Origin of the sequence: Oribacterium sp. HCP3S3_B9 (assembly GCF_052064255.1) — a bacterium.
In the GTDB taxonomy this organism is placed as follows: Bacteria; Bacillota; Clostridia; order Lachnospirales; family Lachnospiraceae; genus Oribacterium.
In genome coordinates, this window is sequence record NZ_JBQHVY010000015.1 from 33,685 (window position 1) to 47,307 (window position 13,623).

General features: G+C 54.4%; 14 protein-coding genes and 1 tRNA gene. 14 read left to right on the forward strand and 1 reads right to left on the reverse strand.

Annotated elements, in window-relative coordinates:
* Positions 1 to 134 precede the first annotated feature (134 nt).
* The 6 genes from lepB (at position 135) to ACTNC3_RS08215 (ending at position 7,165) form a co-directional block, all read left to right on the forward strand.
* On the forward strand, positions 135 to 1,067 hold the full coding sequence (gene lepB / locus ACTNC3_RS08190) for a signal peptidase I (protein ID WP_410043689.1): 933 nt from the start codon (positions 135 to 137) through the stop codon (positions 1,065 to 1,067).
* A gap of 62 nt (positions 1,068 to 1,129) precedes the next feature.
* Positions 1,130 to 2,521 carry an aminopeptidase gene (locus ACTNC3_RS08195; protein WP_441227098.1) on the forward strand — a complete coding sequence of 464 codons (1,392 nt, stop codon included), beginning with the start codon at positions 1,130 to 1,132 and terminating at the stop codon, positions 2,519 to 2,521.
* A 131-nt stretch (positions 2,522 to 2,652) separates the two neighbouring features.
* Positions 2,653 to 3,939, forward strand: a complete 1,287-nt coding sequence (gene tig / locus ACTNC3_RS08200; RefSeq protein WP_441227099.1) for a trigger factor — start codon at positions 2,653 to 2,655, stop codon at positions 3,937 to 3,939.
* A 174-nt stretch (positions 3,940 to 4,113) separates the two neighbouring features.
* On the forward strand, positions 4,114 to 4,824 hold the full coding sequence (locus ACTNC3_RS08205; protein WP_410043686.1) for a TIGR01906 family membrane protein: 711 nt from the start codon (positions 4,114 to 4,116) through the stop codon (positions 4,822 to 4,824).
* Positions 4,825 to 4,945: 121 nt separating this feature from the next.
* Positions 4,946 to 6,226: a GTPase HflX gene (gene hflX / locus ACTNC3_RS08210; RefSeq protein WP_441227100.1), complete on the forward strand. Its 1,281-nt coding sequence runs from the start codon at positions 4,946 to 4,948 to the stop codon at positions 6,224 to 6,226.
* A 135-nt stretch (positions 6,227 to 6,361) separates the two neighbouring features.
* Positions 6,362 to 7,165, forward strand: a complete 804-nt coding sequence (locus ACTNC3_RS08215; protein ID WP_441227101.1) for a YlmH/Sll1252 family protein — start codon at positions 6,362 to 6,364, stop codon at positions 7,163 to 7,165.
* A 324-nt stretch (positions 7,166 to 7,489) separates the two neighbouring features.
* Here ACTNC3_RS08215 and ACTNC3_RS08220 read toward each other — a convergent pair whose 3' ends face one another.
* Positions 7,490 to 7,708 (reverse strand): hypothetical protein, encoded by a 219-nt coding sequence (locus ACTNC3_RS08220; RefSeq protein ID WP_441227102.1) that lies wholly within the window; start codon positions 7,706 to 7,708, stop codon positions 7,490 to 7,492.
* A 337-nt stretch (positions 7,709 to 8,045) separates the two neighbouring features.
* Here ACTNC3_RS08220 and ACTNC3_RS08225 point away from each other — a divergent pair.
* The 8 genes from ACTNC3_RS08225 to ACTNC3_RS08260 all read left to right on the forward strand — a co-directional run bounded on the left by ACTNC3_RS08225 (position 8,046) and on the right by ACTNC3_RS08260 (position 13,615).
* Positions 8,046 to 8,122, forward strand: a tRNA-Arg gene (locus ACTNC3_RS08225).
* Between the two features lie 448 nt (positions 8,123 to 8,570).
* Positions 8,571 to 9,614, forward strand: coding sequence for a DUF5688 family protein (locus ACTNC3_RS08230; protein WP_441227103.1), 1,044 nt, complete (start codon positions 8,571 to 8,573; stop codon positions 9,612 to 9,614).
* An 18-nt stretch (positions 9,615 to 9,632) separates the two neighbouring features.
* A complete protein-coding gene (locus tag ACTNC3_RS08235; RefSeq protein WP_441227104.1) occupies positions 9,633 to 9,812 on the forward strand; it encodes a hypothetical protein in 180 nt (59 codons plus the stop codon).
* Positions 9,793 to 10,482, forward strand: coding sequence for a helix-turn-helix domain-containing protein (locus tag ACTNC3_RS08240; RefSeq protein ID WP_441227105.1), 690 nt, complete (start codon positions 9,793 to 9,795; stop codon positions 10,480 to 10,482). Before ACTNC3_RS08235 ends, ACTNC3_RS08240 begins: the two co-directional genes overlap by 20 nt.
* A gap of 38 nt (positions 10,483 to 10,520) precedes the next feature.
* Positions 10,521 to 11,339 carry an ATP-binding protein gene (locus tag ACTNC3_RS08245; protein WP_441227119.1) on the forward strand — a complete coding sequence of 273 codons (819 nt, stop codon included), beginning with the start codon at positions 10,521 to 10,523 and terminating at the stop codon, positions 11,337 to 11,339.
* 69 nt (positions 11,340 to 11,408) lie between these two features.
* Positions 11,409 to 12,233, forward strand: coding sequence for a ParA family protein (locus ACTNC3_RS08250; protein WP_441227106.1), 825 nt, complete (start codon positions 11,409 to 11,411; stop codon positions 12,231 to 12,233).
* Positions 12,190 to 13,125: a ParB/RepB/Spo0J family partition protein gene (locus ACTNC3_RS08255; protein ID WP_441227107.1), complete on the forward strand. Its 936-nt coding sequence runs from the start codon at positions 12,190 to 12,192 to the stop codon at positions 13,123 to 13,125. Before ACTNC3_RS08250 ends, ACTNC3_RS08255 begins: the two co-directional genes overlap by 44 nt.
* 13 nt (positions 13,126 to 13,138) lie before the next feature.
* Positions 13,139 to 13,615, forward strand: coding sequence for a hypothetical protein (locus ACTNC3_RS08260; RefSeq protein WP_441227108.1), 477 nt, complete (start codon positions 13,139 to 13,141; stop codon positions 13,613 to 13,615).
* Positions 13,616 to 13,623: the final 8 nt, after the last annotated feature.

Here is a 13,623-nt window from a genome sequence, read left to right on the forward strand (position 1 = left end):
TGTAACGCTAGTCTTAAAAAAAGATGAAGGACAAGTGTGGAATCTATACTTTTTCGAGCTATCTGTTAGAATAGTAGGGTCTGGAAAAACGTAGTAAATGTAAGTACAGACATAGTAGAACAGGAGAAAAAAGTATGGACAATAAATTTTTCGATGTCGTGGACAGCGATGGGCATCATGTGGATAACGTGTCTGCTTCCGACGAGGGGAAGGCTGAGAATTCCACATCGGTGTCCGGGGACAATGCCGGCGATCAGGGTGCAGCCCAGGTGAGCAGCGATTCCGGACAGGCAGATGGAGCATCCCCACGTGTTCGGACAGCTGGTGGAAAGAAGCGGAGACCAAAGAAGTCCGATGACGGAGAGCAGCCGACGACGCTGCTCGGAGAGATCATCGACTGGGTGAAGGTCATCGCGGTGGCGGCGGTGCTGGCGTTCTGTCTCAACAACTTCATCATCGCGAACTCGACCATCCCGACGGGCTCCATGCAGGACACGATCATGGCCGGGGCGCGCGTCTTCGGCTCCAGGCTGAAGTATACCTTCGGGGAGGTGGAACGTGGAGACATTGCCATCTTCGTCTATGGGTACAAGTGCAAGGGCTGCGGGCAGAGCTACCGGGAGACAGACGAGGGTGTATGCCCGAACTGTGGGCGCGAGGATAAGAAGAACTCCGTCGTATACTATGTGAAGCGTGTCATCGGTATGCCAGGGGATCACATCGAGATCCGGCAGACCGGGACCGCGGATGCGTCCGAGTTCCACAACATCAGGATCGGGAAGAACGCAGACGGCTCAAGCGTAGAGGTGCCGATCGGTACGGTCTATGTGAACGGTGAGGCCATCACGGAGACCTATCTGCCGGAGCCGATGATCGTCGACGGGCAGCAGTTCCCGGCGGTGGATGTGACGGTGCCGGAGGGCAGCTACTACATGCTCGGGGATAACCGGAACAACTCACTCGATGCCCGCTACTGGGGTGAGTACAACATGGTCTCCCGCGACAAGATGGTGGCGAAGGTATACTTCAAGTACTGGCCGCTCACGGATATGGGCAGCGTGAACTGATTTCACAGAAATAACACAGACAGCCGATAAAATGAGGAGGCTGCTTTAAAGGAGGATATATTATGGCGAAGACAGAAGGACAGAAGCTTGAGGAAAAGCTCTGTTATAAGATTCAGAACATCGGCATGGAGCGTCCGGAGGACGTGGAGAAGGCCATGGCGTTCTGCGAGGGCTACAAGGAGTTCCTCGATCATGCGAAGATCGAGCGTGAGGCCGTACGTGAGACGATCCGGATGGCAGAGGAGAACGGCTACAAGCCATTCGAGCGTTCGAAGAAGTATAAGACCGGTGACAAGGTATATTTAGATAACCGTGGCAAGAGCATCATCCTGACCACCATCGGTAAGCGTCCGCTCGATGAGGGTGTGCACTTCAACATCGCCCACATCGACAGCCCGCGTCTCGACCTGAAGCCGAATCCACTCTATGAGAAGGAAGAGCTTGCGTTCTTCAAGACGCACTACTATGGTGGCATCAAGAAGTATCAGTGGGCGGTGACCCCGCTCGCACTGCACGGTCGTGTGATGCTGCGTGACGGTCGTGCCATCGACCTCGATCTCGGTGAGAAGCCGGGGGATCCGGTCTTCGTCGTATCCGACCTTCTGCCGCACCTCGCGCAGGAGCAGGTGAAGCGCACCCTCGCGGATGGCATCAAGGGCGAGGAGCTGAATGTGCTGCTCGGCTCGACACCGATCGCTGATCCGGAAGTGAAGCAGGCGTTCAAGCTGAAGGTGCTGTCGATCCTCCACGAGATGTATGGCATCACCGAGGCGGACTTCCTGCGTGCCGAGCTCACGATGGTACCGGCACAGCATGCCGTCGATATCGGCTTCGACCGCTCCATGGTCGGTGCCTATGGCCAGGATGACAAGGTCTGTGCGTACACCGCACTGATGGCTGAGCTCGAAACGAAGAAGCCGGAGTACACCACCGTGACCGCCCTCGTCGATAAGGAGGAGATCGGTTCGGTCGGAAACACCGGTATGTCCGGCGATATGCTGCTTCACTATATGGAGGACCTCGCAGAGGCTGAGGGTGAGCGCGTGCGCGATGTGCTGCGTGCATCGCTGTGTCTGTCGGCAGATGTCAATGCTGCCTTCGATCCGACCTTCCCAGATGCGTTCGAGGCGAACAATGCTTCCTACATGAACCGTGGACCGGTCCTCACGAAGTACACCGGCTCCCGTGGCAAGTCCGGCTCCAACGATGCGTCTGCGGAGACCATGCAGCGCGTCATCAAATACATGGATGATGAGAATGTGATGTGGCAGATCGGCGAGCTCGGCCGTGTGGACCTCGGCGGTGGCGGAACCGTGGCGATGTTCATCGCCAACATGGACGTCGATACCGTGGACCTCGGTGTGCCGGTACTCGCGATGCACGCACCGTTCGAGATCACCTCGAAGCTCGACGTGTACTACACCTATAAGGCGTTTAAGGCGTTTAATAAGTAATTCAATGACAGCGCATACCAGGTCCCCGGCGGGCCGGCTACGGAGGCACAGTACTCCGGGACCGGTTCAATCTAAGCCGGGGACCCGCACTGAATGCTTATGTAATAAAATCTAGAACTGAGGAGAAAATTATGAAGAAGAACAGACTGATTCTGACTGCCGCTGTGGCGGTAAGTGTGATGGCGCTCGCGGCGTGCGGCTCATCGAACAAGACCCCGGAGGCGACCACCGCCGCTGCAGCCGATGCAACGGACGCAAGTGCATCCGATACCGCGACCGCTTCTCAGCTCAGCGCGGATGATCCGGAGATCCAGGCCCTCGAGGCGACCGAGGTACCGGAGCTTCCGAAGTTCAGTGACATGGGTACCGTGAAGCTCTGCGACCTCTCGAGCATCACCGTCGAGACCAGCCCGAAGCTGACCGTCGATGAGGACATGGTGAATTCCCAGATCGACTACCTTCGCAAGAACTACCTCACGGAGACCGAGGACGCAGCGAAGGAAGGCGATACTGTAAACATTGACTTCGTCGGAAAAATGAACGGCGAGGCATTTGATGGTGGTTCAGGCACCGGCTACGATCTCGTACTCGGCTCCGGCAGCTTCATCGATGGTTTCGAGGACCAGCTGATCGGCGCGAAGAAGGGCGAGAAGCTCGAGGTCAATGTGACCTTCCCGGAGTCCTATCCGAACAATCCGGACCTCGCTGGCAAGCCGGCGGTGTTTGACGTCACGGTGAATAAGGTTTCCACCATGCCAGAGCTCACCGATCAGTGGGTGAAGGAGCATGCGGAGGACATGGGTTCCAAGGCATCCGATGTGGCTTCCTTCCGCGTAGAGCAGCAGGCGCTTCTTCAGGCGCAGGTCGACTATCAGTACAACAACACGATCCAGCAGGATGCGCTGCAGCAGATCGTGGATACCTCGGAGATCACCGTCTCGGATGCGATGCAGACGTACGCAGAGGACTATGTGATTTCGCAGGAGGTATCGTCCGCGAAGCAGTACGGCTACAGCCTCGCGGATATGCTGAACATGTACGGCATGAGCGTTGATGATTTCAAGACGGAGATCGCCGGCTATGCGACCGATTATGCGAAGCAGAGAATGGTCGTTGCGGCCATCGCGAACGAGCAGGGCATCAAGTCCAGCGATCAGCTGATCGACGAGCTCGCAGTAGAGCTCAGCGGCCTCGCCGGCAAGGAGCTCAACAAGATCCAGCTCATCGAGCAGTACGGCGGCGATGCGGTGAAGGACGAGGCGGTGAACAAGGCTGTCCTCGACTACGTACAGACGCAGGTGAAGGTCGTGGAGACCACCGAGACCAGCGCAGCAGCGACCGAGGCCGCCGCTGAAACGACGGTAGCGGACGAAACCACTGCAGAGGCTGCGGAAGAGACCACTGCCGCACAGGGCTGATATATAACATCCTGTTTTCAGAAGATCTGTTCACCCCATACAGGGCTGAACAGATCTTTTTCAGTGGCTGCCCTCCGCTCGATCTGCGATTGATTTATAGAAGGAAGCTGTCGTCCCTCTCGAAATCATGCTACACTAGTAGGCAGCAAATCTGAAATCAATCGGAGGCATCTTATGCGTCATCATTTACGTGGCTTTCTCGGCATCGTGTTTGCCGTGCTTCTCATCTTCATCACCTTTGTCACGAGCTTCGAGGCGGTCACCTACTGGACGCCGAACTTCTATCGTGATGAGTTCGAGCACTACCAGGTCCTCGACGATATGCAGGCCTGGATGGGCGACGAGATGACGATGGACGACCTCTGCGACGTCATGCACCAGACGATGGTGTACCTGCGGGGCGACCGTGAGAATCTCATCGTCGAAACGACCATCAACGGCGGGACGACCGAGTTCTACAACGAAAACGAGAAATCGCACATGGCGGATGTCCGGCAGCTCTTCGTGATCTGCCTCGTCGTCCGCTCCCTCGCGATCCTCAGCTGCATCGCCATCGCCGGCTTCCTGATCGTGGTCGCTGGTCCGCGTGGCGCGCTCGGGTACCTGAGTCGAGGCTTTATCCGTGCCTGCCTGCTGATCCTCGGGCTCGTCGCCGTCATCGCGTTCCTCGCCATGATCGACTTCACGCGGGTCTTCACGGCCTTCCACGAAATCTTCTTCAGCCAGGGCAACTGGATGTTTGACCCGCGCGAGAGCCGCATGATCAACATGCTGCCGGAGGGCTTCTTCTCCGACTGCGCACTGCGCATCGCCTCCACCTTCGTCGGGGCAATGCTGGCGTTCCTCGTGGCGAGTGGCGTCGCGCGTCAGTTCACGAAATCATAAAACAGCATACCCACGCTGCACGCCGGACACTCGTGACGGAGTGACAACCGCTGGCCGTGTGCGCAGCAGGCCTGGGACAGCATCAGTACATACATTCATCCGAGATAGAGGAGTGATTTACATGTTCGAAACAGATCAGAATATCAAGCGAAGAAAGACCATCCTGGTCGGCGTCTGCCTCGGCGGCGACGGCTTCGAGGTCTCCATGGAAGAGCTCGCAGGCCTCGCCGAGGCGGAGGGGCTCGAGGTCGTGGCAGAGGTCACGCAGAACCTCGCTTCGCAGGACGCCGCCTGCTATATCGGCTCCGGCAAGGTTCAGGAGCTGAAGGGGCTCGTCTTCGAGCTCGACGCCGACCTCGTGGTCGTCAACAACCAGCTCTCGCCGTCACAACTTGCGAATCTCGCGCATGACCTGGAGGTCGAAGTCATTGACCGTACAAACCTGATCCTCAACATCTTCGCGGACCGCGCCCGCACGAAGGAAGCGAAGCTACAGGTCGACTACGCGAAGCTGCAGTACATGCTTCCGCGTCTCGTCGGTCTCCGTCAGAACCTGAGCCGACAAGGCGGCACCGGCGGCTCGATGTCGAACAAGGGTGCCGGTGAGACCCAGATCGAGCTCGACCGTCGCCGCATCGAGAAGGACATGTCAGAGCTCCGAAAGCAGCTTCGAGAGATCACGAAAAACCGCGACACGCAGCGCCGCAAGCGCCAGGCCTCCGGCATTCCGCAGGTCGCGCTCGTCGGCTATACGAACGCCGGCAAGTCGACGCTCATGAACCGGCTCCTCGAGGCCTGCTGTCCGGACGAGGAAAAGGAAGTCATGGTGAAGGACATGCTCTTCGCGACCCTCGATACCACCGTTCGGAAGATCACTCCGGGCAGCCATCGCGACTTCCTCCTGTCCGACACCGTCGGCTTCATCAACGACCTCCCGCACGATCTCGTCGACGCCTTCCGCTCGACGCTCGAGGAGGCAGTCAATGCCGACCTGATCCTCGAGGTGGTCGACTGCTCGGACCCGAACTACCAGATGCACATGGACGTCACCGCCCGCACCCTGAAGGAGCTCGGCGCCGGCGCCATCCCGGTCATCTACGTCATGAATAAGGCTGACCGGAAGTACCCGCTCTCGGAGCTCCCGATCGACCGTGGCGATAAGATCTACATCTCCGCCGCAGGCCGCCTGGGCCTCGACCTCCTCCTCGAGAAGATCGAAGAGAAGCTCTTCGCCGGCTACATCACGATGGACCTCATCATCCCGTACACCGCCGGCCAGGTCGAGCACGACCTCCAGGAGCGCGCCCGCGTGCACAAAACGAGCTACGAAGACGACGGCATCCACATGACGGTCGACATGAACCAGGAGCTGCTGCAGCGGTACAAAGTCTACCTGCAGTGATTTCGCCCGCGCATGCCCGGGCCAATGCTTCCGGCCGGATACATGGAACCCGCCCGCAGCCGGCGATTTCCCGCGAAGGTATGTGCTTCCTGCCGACAGCATTGGCCTCACGTACAGTAAAACAGAGAAAGATTTATGGACCAGAATGCACTTCTCGAGGGCCGCATCCGCGATCTCTCTGAAAAAGCCTATAACAGCAACTATCTCACGCATACATGCTTCCTTGCGGCGTCCGAGCTCGCGCAGTTTCATGCGATTCTCCGGAAGCAGGGCATCAGCAGCAAGGTGCACGCGGTGAATGGTGCGCCGTACCTTATCTTCGGCGGGCGTGCAGATGCCGACCGGAACGTCGTCGTGTTCCTCCCGGACTACATGACGGAGGAGAGCTTCCTCGCCGAAGAGCCGGCACAGGGAGATGTCATCCGTTGCCTCCATGTGACGCCGCTGAACCGAAAGTTCACGGATGCGCTTACGCACCGCGACTACCTCGGGGCCCTCATGAACATGGGCATCGAGCGCGACCAGATCGGCGACATCCTCTGTGGGGACGCCGAGGCCTTCATCTTCGTGCTCAGTGATATGGCCGACATCATCGCCCGCGAATTCACCCGCGTGAAGCACACCTCGGTGAGTTGCGAGGTCGTGCCGCCGTCCGCCTGCACCCTCGAACCCGCGTGGGAGGAGCTGTCCGGCTCCGTCGCCTCGGAGCGCCTCGACGCCGTACTCGCGATGGTCTACCGCCTGAGCCGCACGAAAGCGCAGGAGCTGATCACCGCAGAGAACGTCTTCATCGACGGCCGCACCGTCACCGACACCAGCTACATCCTGAAGCCGGACGAACGCATCTCTGTCCGCGGCCACGGCAAGTTCATCTTCACCGGCACCGGAAATACCACGAAAAAAGGCCGTGTGTACGCGCACGTGAAGCTGTATAAGTGATGGCGATTGAAAGTCTCTCATGGATATGTTAATATTAAGTGCTTTGTAAATTACATAGTACGTTTGCGTAGCTCAGCTGGATAGAGCGTCCGCCTCCTAAGAAGGATGCTATCATCCGCCATTTTTAAAAAATCGTCCTCTTTTTGGGCATGATTTTGGGGCATTTTTGCCCACTTTTTCTAAAATTGGCGGTATGATCAATTGTTTATTTTGGGTTCTGAGTTCGAATCCGTTGGCCAATTTTTTTGCCTGATTTCTAATAAATTTTGCGGTGCAACACGCGCCAATTGGGATTTTGTTTCGCCGCGTTTTCGGCCTTGCCACTTAAAAATTCGCGCGCGATCGCCCACCCAGAGGGTGGGCGATCGCGCGGCAGCAATTAAGAAATTGCTTGCCGCGCTTCACGCCTTTTCTTCTTTTGATAGTACCGGAAAACCTTGATATTTCAGCGTTTTCTGTTATTATATCACTTGGCTTGTAAGAATCCTGGTAGTACTCTCTGGTCTCTTCCGGATTGACTTCCTTGGCTCTTCTTGTTGCCATGCATCGGCTTGCGAAAACATCTCAGCAAGCTAAAAATAATCTAATACGTCTCTGTAGCTCAGCAGGATAGAGCGTCCGCCTCCTAAGAAAAAGGGCGAGCACGAGTCTGCTGAAAAACAGTAATTCTGTTGTAAGTTCTATTCGTCTTGAGAATTGACTCCGGACGCGACAGTTCCGGCTTCCCGTCTAACAATGGCGGAAGGGTCAATTACACGGATGCTGCTAATAAGTAGTCGAAAATCGACCTCTTTTTGATTAGAAGAACCGCTCCTCGGAGCCTTCTTAATACAGGCTGAAGTTCCAAAAACCCAGGAAATAAGCCAAAAATTGAATAAATGTCTCTGTAGCTCAGTAGGATAGAGCGTTCGCCTCCTAAGCGAAAGGCCGCTGGTTCGAATCCAGTCAGGGACGCCAGACTTTGTCGGCAGTGGTTTGCGTTGTCAAGCCTCTGCCGTTTTTTATTTCCCGGAGCCTCTTCTAAACCGGGTCCTGATTTTTAGCGGACCTGCTAACTTGGAGGGTCGATTTTCTAAATTCTGAATTTTGAGCGATTTTCCCTCATTTTCCGGGAATCGGCTGAAATGCCCTCTTCTAAAAGAGACTCCGTGTAGCTGCCTGCATAAATCGACACGATTCGACAGACTACGACTCCAATGTCGTCTGTTCCGAAGGATACGAAAATACCGACAGACCTGTTTTTCTAAAAAAGTCGATGGAATATTAGCAGAATCAGCAAAAAATCCATCGCGAAATTCCTAATATTCTGTAGAGTGAAGTCTTCCTTAGTTACATAGCCCATTCATGTATCTGCCAGATCGGCAGTATGTGGATGGGCTAATTTTATTTTCAAGGAGGATACACAATGATGGATTTCAAGGAATTCACCACAAGGGCCGAACAGGACATTCGTGCAGCTCTGGAAGATGCCTCTCCCGGCGTGGGTGTAGGGCTGAACCAGGTCGAAAAGCTGCAGGGCGAATCCTATACGGCTATCACTCTCACTCCGGAGGGTACCAACATCGGTATGAACCTGAATCTCAATCAGCTCTATGACAGGATGCAGCGCGGCGAAGACTACGACAGCATTCTGCAGGCAGCTGTGGATCAGGCAAAGGAGCATCTTTCCAACATGCCCCGCTTCGATGTGGCAGAGCTCAGCTCCTATGAGACGGCCAAGGATCTGCTTTTCGTGGATGTGGTTGGCACTAAGGTCAATGCAGAAATGCTGGCCAAGGTTCCTCACACCGACATGGAGGATATCTCCATGGTCTACCGCATGCAGCTGGAGCAGCTTTCCGACGGAGCCGCAACGGTTCTGATTACGAATGATCTGATGAATCGCATGGGTGTTACCAAGGAGCAGCTTCACGCGGATGCCATGGCAAACTCCGAGGTGGTAAGGCCTGCCAGTATGAGAACCATGGCCGAGGTCATGGCTCAGATGATGGGTATGAGTGTCGAGGACTTCCCGATGGATATGTCTGGTCCGCAGATGTATGTGGTCACCAATGAGGAGGGCTTCCACGGTGCTGCAGCTGCCTTTTATCCCGATTTCATGGATAACGCAGCCAAGGAGCTGGGCGGTAACTTCTTCATTCTCCCTTCGTCCGTGCATGAAATGCTGTTTCTCCCGGATGATGGCCACATGAATGTCAGTGAGCTGAGAGACATGGTCACCAGCATCAATGCCAGTGAGGTTGCACCGGCAGACCGTCTGACCGACAGCGTTTATCACTACGATGCGGAAGCAAGAGTCTTCGAGCTGGGTGAAAGCTGGGAGGCCAGAGCTGCCGAACGCGAAGCAGACAGGGGCTCCGTTCTCGATGCCCTGAAGGAAAAACAGCAGTCTATCGGGGATCGCCCGAAGGCCGAACACCACAAGGCGAAGAATCAGCCTGAACTCTAAGGAAGGAGGAAATCACAAATGACATTGTTTACCGAAGGCCGTCTGCAGGCCTATGAGCGCATGATGCAGGATACCGGCAGAAATCATCGCCGTGAAAAGCCCGATAACAGCTCCGGCAAGAAGTACTCCGCTGACAAGAAGCCTGAAAAGAAGGCTTTTGTGAAGAACGGTGTTCGCCATGGCAGTATTTCGGGTTGAGAAAAATGCCAACTACACCACAATGAGCAATTATCACCTGCGGGACAAGCAGCTTTCCTTAAAGGCCAAGGGGTTACTCAGCTTCTGCCTGAGTCTCCCCGATACCTGGGATTACAGCATCATGGGACTTGCGGCTGTCTGCAAAGAAGGCCGCGATTGTATTATGAGTACCCTTCAGGAGCTGGAGGAGCTTGGTTACCTGCGCAGAGAACGAACTCGCAATTCGGACGGAACTCTCGCCGGTGCCGACTATGTGATCTATGAGCTGCCGCAGCCTGTGTCGGAAAAACCAGATACGGAAAATCCTACTCAGGATAAGCCTACGTTGGAGAAACCTGCGTTGGGAGACCCGCTACAAATAAGTACTAATTCAACAAGTACTGAAAGAAATAATAACGAAGAAAAAAAGGTCATCCGCCACAAATACGGAGCCTATTGCAATGTCCTTCTTTCGGATGAGGAGCTTTCAAAGCTGAAAACGGAGTTTCCGTCTGACTGGCAGTCACGTATTGAACGGCTCAGCGAATATATGGCCTCCACCGGTCGGTCGTATAAAAGCCATCTGGCAACAATCCGCAGCTGGTCAAGACGCGAACAGCTTCCAAAGGCACAAAAGAAAGCTCATTACAGTCCGGCTAACTATGTTTACAAGGAGGGCGAAAGCCTATGAAAAGCGAAAATGGAGGTGCCGGTCATGTAATCGGTGCCATGCTGGAACGCTTTCGGGAAAAGGAACCACCTATTCCCGGAGAAAATGAGTATATCGGTGAGAACGGACTTCTTTTCTGCTCCGTCTGCCGAACCCCGAAGCAGTGCAGAGTCAATATGCTGGGACAGCCTGCGGTTGTTCCCTGCATCTGTCAGTGTGAAAAGGAACGGCTGGAGAAAGAAAAAAAGCGTCAGGAGGCTGAAGAGCTTCAGCGAAGGATCCAACGGCTGAAAGCCAACGGAATTCAGGAAAAGCATCTTCTCGACTGGCGTTTTGATGTAGCAGAGAATACCAGAGATATTCAGAGGGCACGGAAATATGTAGAGAACTGGCAGAAGGTCAAGGCCGAAAACCTTGGCCTTTTGCTTTGGGGCTCGGTTGGTACAGGAAAATCCTTTATTGCTGCCTGCATTGCCAATGCGCTGCTGGAGCAGAGTGTTCCGGTGCTGATGACCAATTTTTCCAAGATCCTCAATCAGATGGGAGGCATGTACAGCGACGAACGCTACCAGTACATTGCCTCCTTTTCTCATTATCCGCTTCTCATCATTGATGATCTGGGCATCGAGAGAAATACCGAATATGCCCTGGAGCAGGTCTATGCCGTTATTGACGAACGCTATAAGGCCGGTCTCCCCGTGATAATTACGACCAATCTGACGATGGAAGAACTGCGGCAGCCTGAGGACGTGGCACATGCCCGCATCTACAGCCGTGTGCTGGAAATGTGTACTCCGGTGCAGATTACCGGCGAGGACCGCAGACAGAAAATCGGCAGCAGAAAGCAAACTGTGGTGAAGGAGGTCCTTGATCTATGAAGAAATCCAAAGGTGCTCTGTTTGTGAAGCGCAAGCCGGATATCTACCGGTGCAAGGAGGTGAAGAAATATGCCAAAGGCAACAATTACTGCCGTAGTCAACCAAAAAGGCGGTACGGCAAAAACTACCACAAGTGAGAACCTGGGCTTTGGACTGGCCCGAGAGGGCAAACGCGTTTTGCTCGTTGATACTGATCCGCAGGCAAGTTTGACCATTGCACTGGGAAATCCGCAGCCTGATAACCTGGAAATCACTCTCACTGACCTGATGAAAAAGGTCATTAACGAGGAGCCCATCGCTCCCGGCGAAGGGATTCTCCATCATCCGGAGGGCGTGGATCTGGTTCCCTCCAGCATTGAGCTCTCCGGCATGGAGGTATCGCTGGTCAACACCATGAACCGTGAAAAGATCCTCCGTCAGTATCTGGATACGGTAAAAAACCAGTACGATTTTATCCTGATCGACTGTATGCCTTCCCTGGGAATGCTGACCATCAATGCACTGGCAGCTGCAGAAAATGCACTGATACCGGTGCAGGCCCAGTATCTCTCCGCAAAGGGTCTGGAGCAGCTGCTTGGCACCATCAATAAGGTCCGCAGACAGATCAATCCGAAGCTGAGAATCGAAGGTATCCTTCTCACCATGGTGGATGCCAGAACCAACTATTCCAAGGAAATTGCTGCTCTGATCCGTGATACCTATGGCGGGAAAATCAAGGTTTATGACCAGGTGATTCCCCGTTCTATTCGTGCTGCGGAGATCAGCGCCGAGGGCAAAAGCATTTTCTCACACGACCCTGACGGTAAGGTGGCCCAGGGGTACAAAGCTCTGACACAGGAGGTGATGCACGATGCAGAAAAAAGGCGTAAACGTGAGCTTGACCAGCTACGATGATATCTTCTCCACCGAACAGGATCGTACAGCTCCTGTCACGGAAGAAATCAGAAGTGTTCCGCTGTCACAGCTCCATCCCTTTAAGGATCATCCCTTCAAGGTGCTGGATGACGATGCCATGTCGGAAACTGTCGAAAGCGTGAAGCAGATCGGCGTTGTGGTTCCCCTGATTGCAAGGCCTGCCGAGGATGGTTATGAAATTGTCTCCGGACACAGAAGGCACCATGCGGCAGAGCTTGCCGGACTTGAAGCAGTGCCGGTAATTGTCCGTGAAATGGATGATGATTCTGCCGTGATCTTCATGGTGGACTCCAACCTGCAGCGCGAAAACATCCTGCCAAGTGAAAAGGCACTGGCTTACAAGATGAAAATGGAGGCCATGAAAAGACAGGGTGAAAGAAAGGATTTACAGGCAGATGGAACTTCCCGACAAGTTGTCGGAAAGTTAGAGGCAGCCGATGTGATCGGTCAGGAAACCGGTGAAAGCGGCCGTCAGGTTCAGCGCTATATCCGCCTGACCAACCTCATCCCCGAGGTTCTGGATATGGTGGATCAGAAGCAGATTGCCTTTAATCCGGCAGTTGAGCTTTCCTATCTGAAGCCTGAAGAACAGCAGGATTTTCTGGAAGCCATTGATATGACCCAGACCGCGCCTTCTCTTTCCCAGGCACAGCGTATCAAAAAGCTGAGTCAGGAAGGTGCCTGCACGGCAGATGCCATCTGCGATGTGATGAGTGAGGCGAAAAAGCCGGAGGTCGGCAGATTGACCTTCTCCACAGATTCCCTTCGAAAGTATTTCCCGAAGTCCTACACAGCAAAGCAGATGGAGGAAACCATCATCCGTCTGCTGGAACAGTATATGAAAAAACGCCAGCGCGATATGGAGCGCTGATGGAGGTATGAACATGAATAAGAAAAATATCAGGGTGAGTCACCCGACGGACAGACAGTCCTTCTGGGAGGATGCGGTTCAGGTCCTGGAATCCATCTTCGAAATGAAGTATGCCAATGCCATTGAGGAGGTCGCTGCAGAGATGGAGGCAGATGACCGCGTTGTCCTGATTCTCTATCCTGAGGAGCCGATGCTGGTTACCTCGTACAATCATCGCAATGATTCCTTCCATGGTTTCGAGTTTGATGATGCGTCTCTGGAGGACGAATTCGGACTCTGCATGGTCTATGACAGTGCATGTGTGGTGACTCTTGGAGAGAACGACTATCTGGTGGAAGCTCCGCTGATGATCACCAACATTGATAAGGACGGCAACGAAACCAGCGTTTCCGTGGAGGATGCCTTTATGGCAGCTGATTTCCTGAAGGAACGCGAAACCTTTATCGAGGTAGACGGTGAAGTATATCAGGCCTTCCGTCTTACCTTCTAACCGGAGGT

What these genes read in the sequence shown, in the direction of transcription:
- lepB (WP_410043689.1), top strand. Translation starts at nt 135, where the DNA reads ATGGACAATAAATTTTTCGATGTCGTGGACAGCGATGGGCATCATGTG.
- ACTNC3_RS08195 (WP_441227098.1), top strand. Translation starts at nt 1,130, where the DNA reads ATGGCGAAGACAGAAGGACAGAAGCTTGAGGAAAAGCTCTGTTATAAG.
- tig (WP_441227099.1), top strand. Translation starts at nt 2,653, where the DNA reads ATGAAGAAGAACAGACTGATTCTGACTGCCGCTGTGGCGGTAAGTGTG.
- ACTNC3_RS08205 (WP_410043686.1), top strand. Translation starts at nt 4,114, where the DNA reads ATGCGTCATCATTTACGTGGCTTTCTCGGCATCGTGTTTGCCGTGCTT.
- hflX (WP_441227100.1), top strand. Translation starts at nt 4,946, where the DNA reads ATGTTCGAAACAGATCAGAATATCAAGCGAAGAAAGACCATCCTGGTC.
- ACTNC3_RS08215 (WP_441227101.1), top strand. Translation starts at nt 6,362, where the DNA reads ATGGACCAGAATGCACTTCTCGAGGGCCGCATCCGCGATCTCTCTGAA.
- ACTNC3_RS08220 (WP_441227102.1), bottom strand. Translation starts at nt 7,708, where the DNA reads ATGGCAACAAGAAGAGCCAAGGAAGTCAATCCGGAAGAGACCAGAGAG.
- ACTNC3_RS08230 (WP_441227103.1), top strand. Translation starts at nt 8,571, where the DNA reads ATGATGGATTTCAAGGAATTCACCACAAGGGCCGAACAGGACATTCGT.
- ACTNC3_RS08235 (WP_441227104.1), top strand. Translation starts at nt 9,633, where the DNA reads ATGACATTGTTTACCGAAGGCCGTCTGCAGGCCTATGAGCGCATGATG.
- ACTNC3_RS08240 (WP_441227105.1), top strand. Translation starts at nt 9,793, where the DNA reads ATGGCAGTATTTCGGGTTGAGAAAAATGCCAACTACACCACAATGAGC.
- ACTNC3_RS08245 (WP_441227119.1), top strand. Translation starts at nt 10,521, where the DNA reads ATGCTGGAACGCTTTCGGGAAAAGGAACCACCTATTCCCGGAGAAAAT.
- ACTNC3_RS08250 (WP_441227106.1), top strand. Translation starts at nt 11,409, where the DNA reads ATGCCAAAGGCAACAATTACTGCCGTAGTCAACCAAAAAGGCGGTACG.
- ACTNC3_RS08255 (WP_441227107.1), top strand. Translation starts at nt 12,190, where the DNA reads ATGCAGAAAAAAGGCGTAAACGTGAGCTTGACCAGCTACGATGATATC.
- ACTNC3_RS08260 (WP_441227108.1), top strand. Translation starts at nt 13,139, where the DNA reads ATGAATAAGAAAAATATCAGGGTGAGTCACCCGACGGACAGACAGTCC.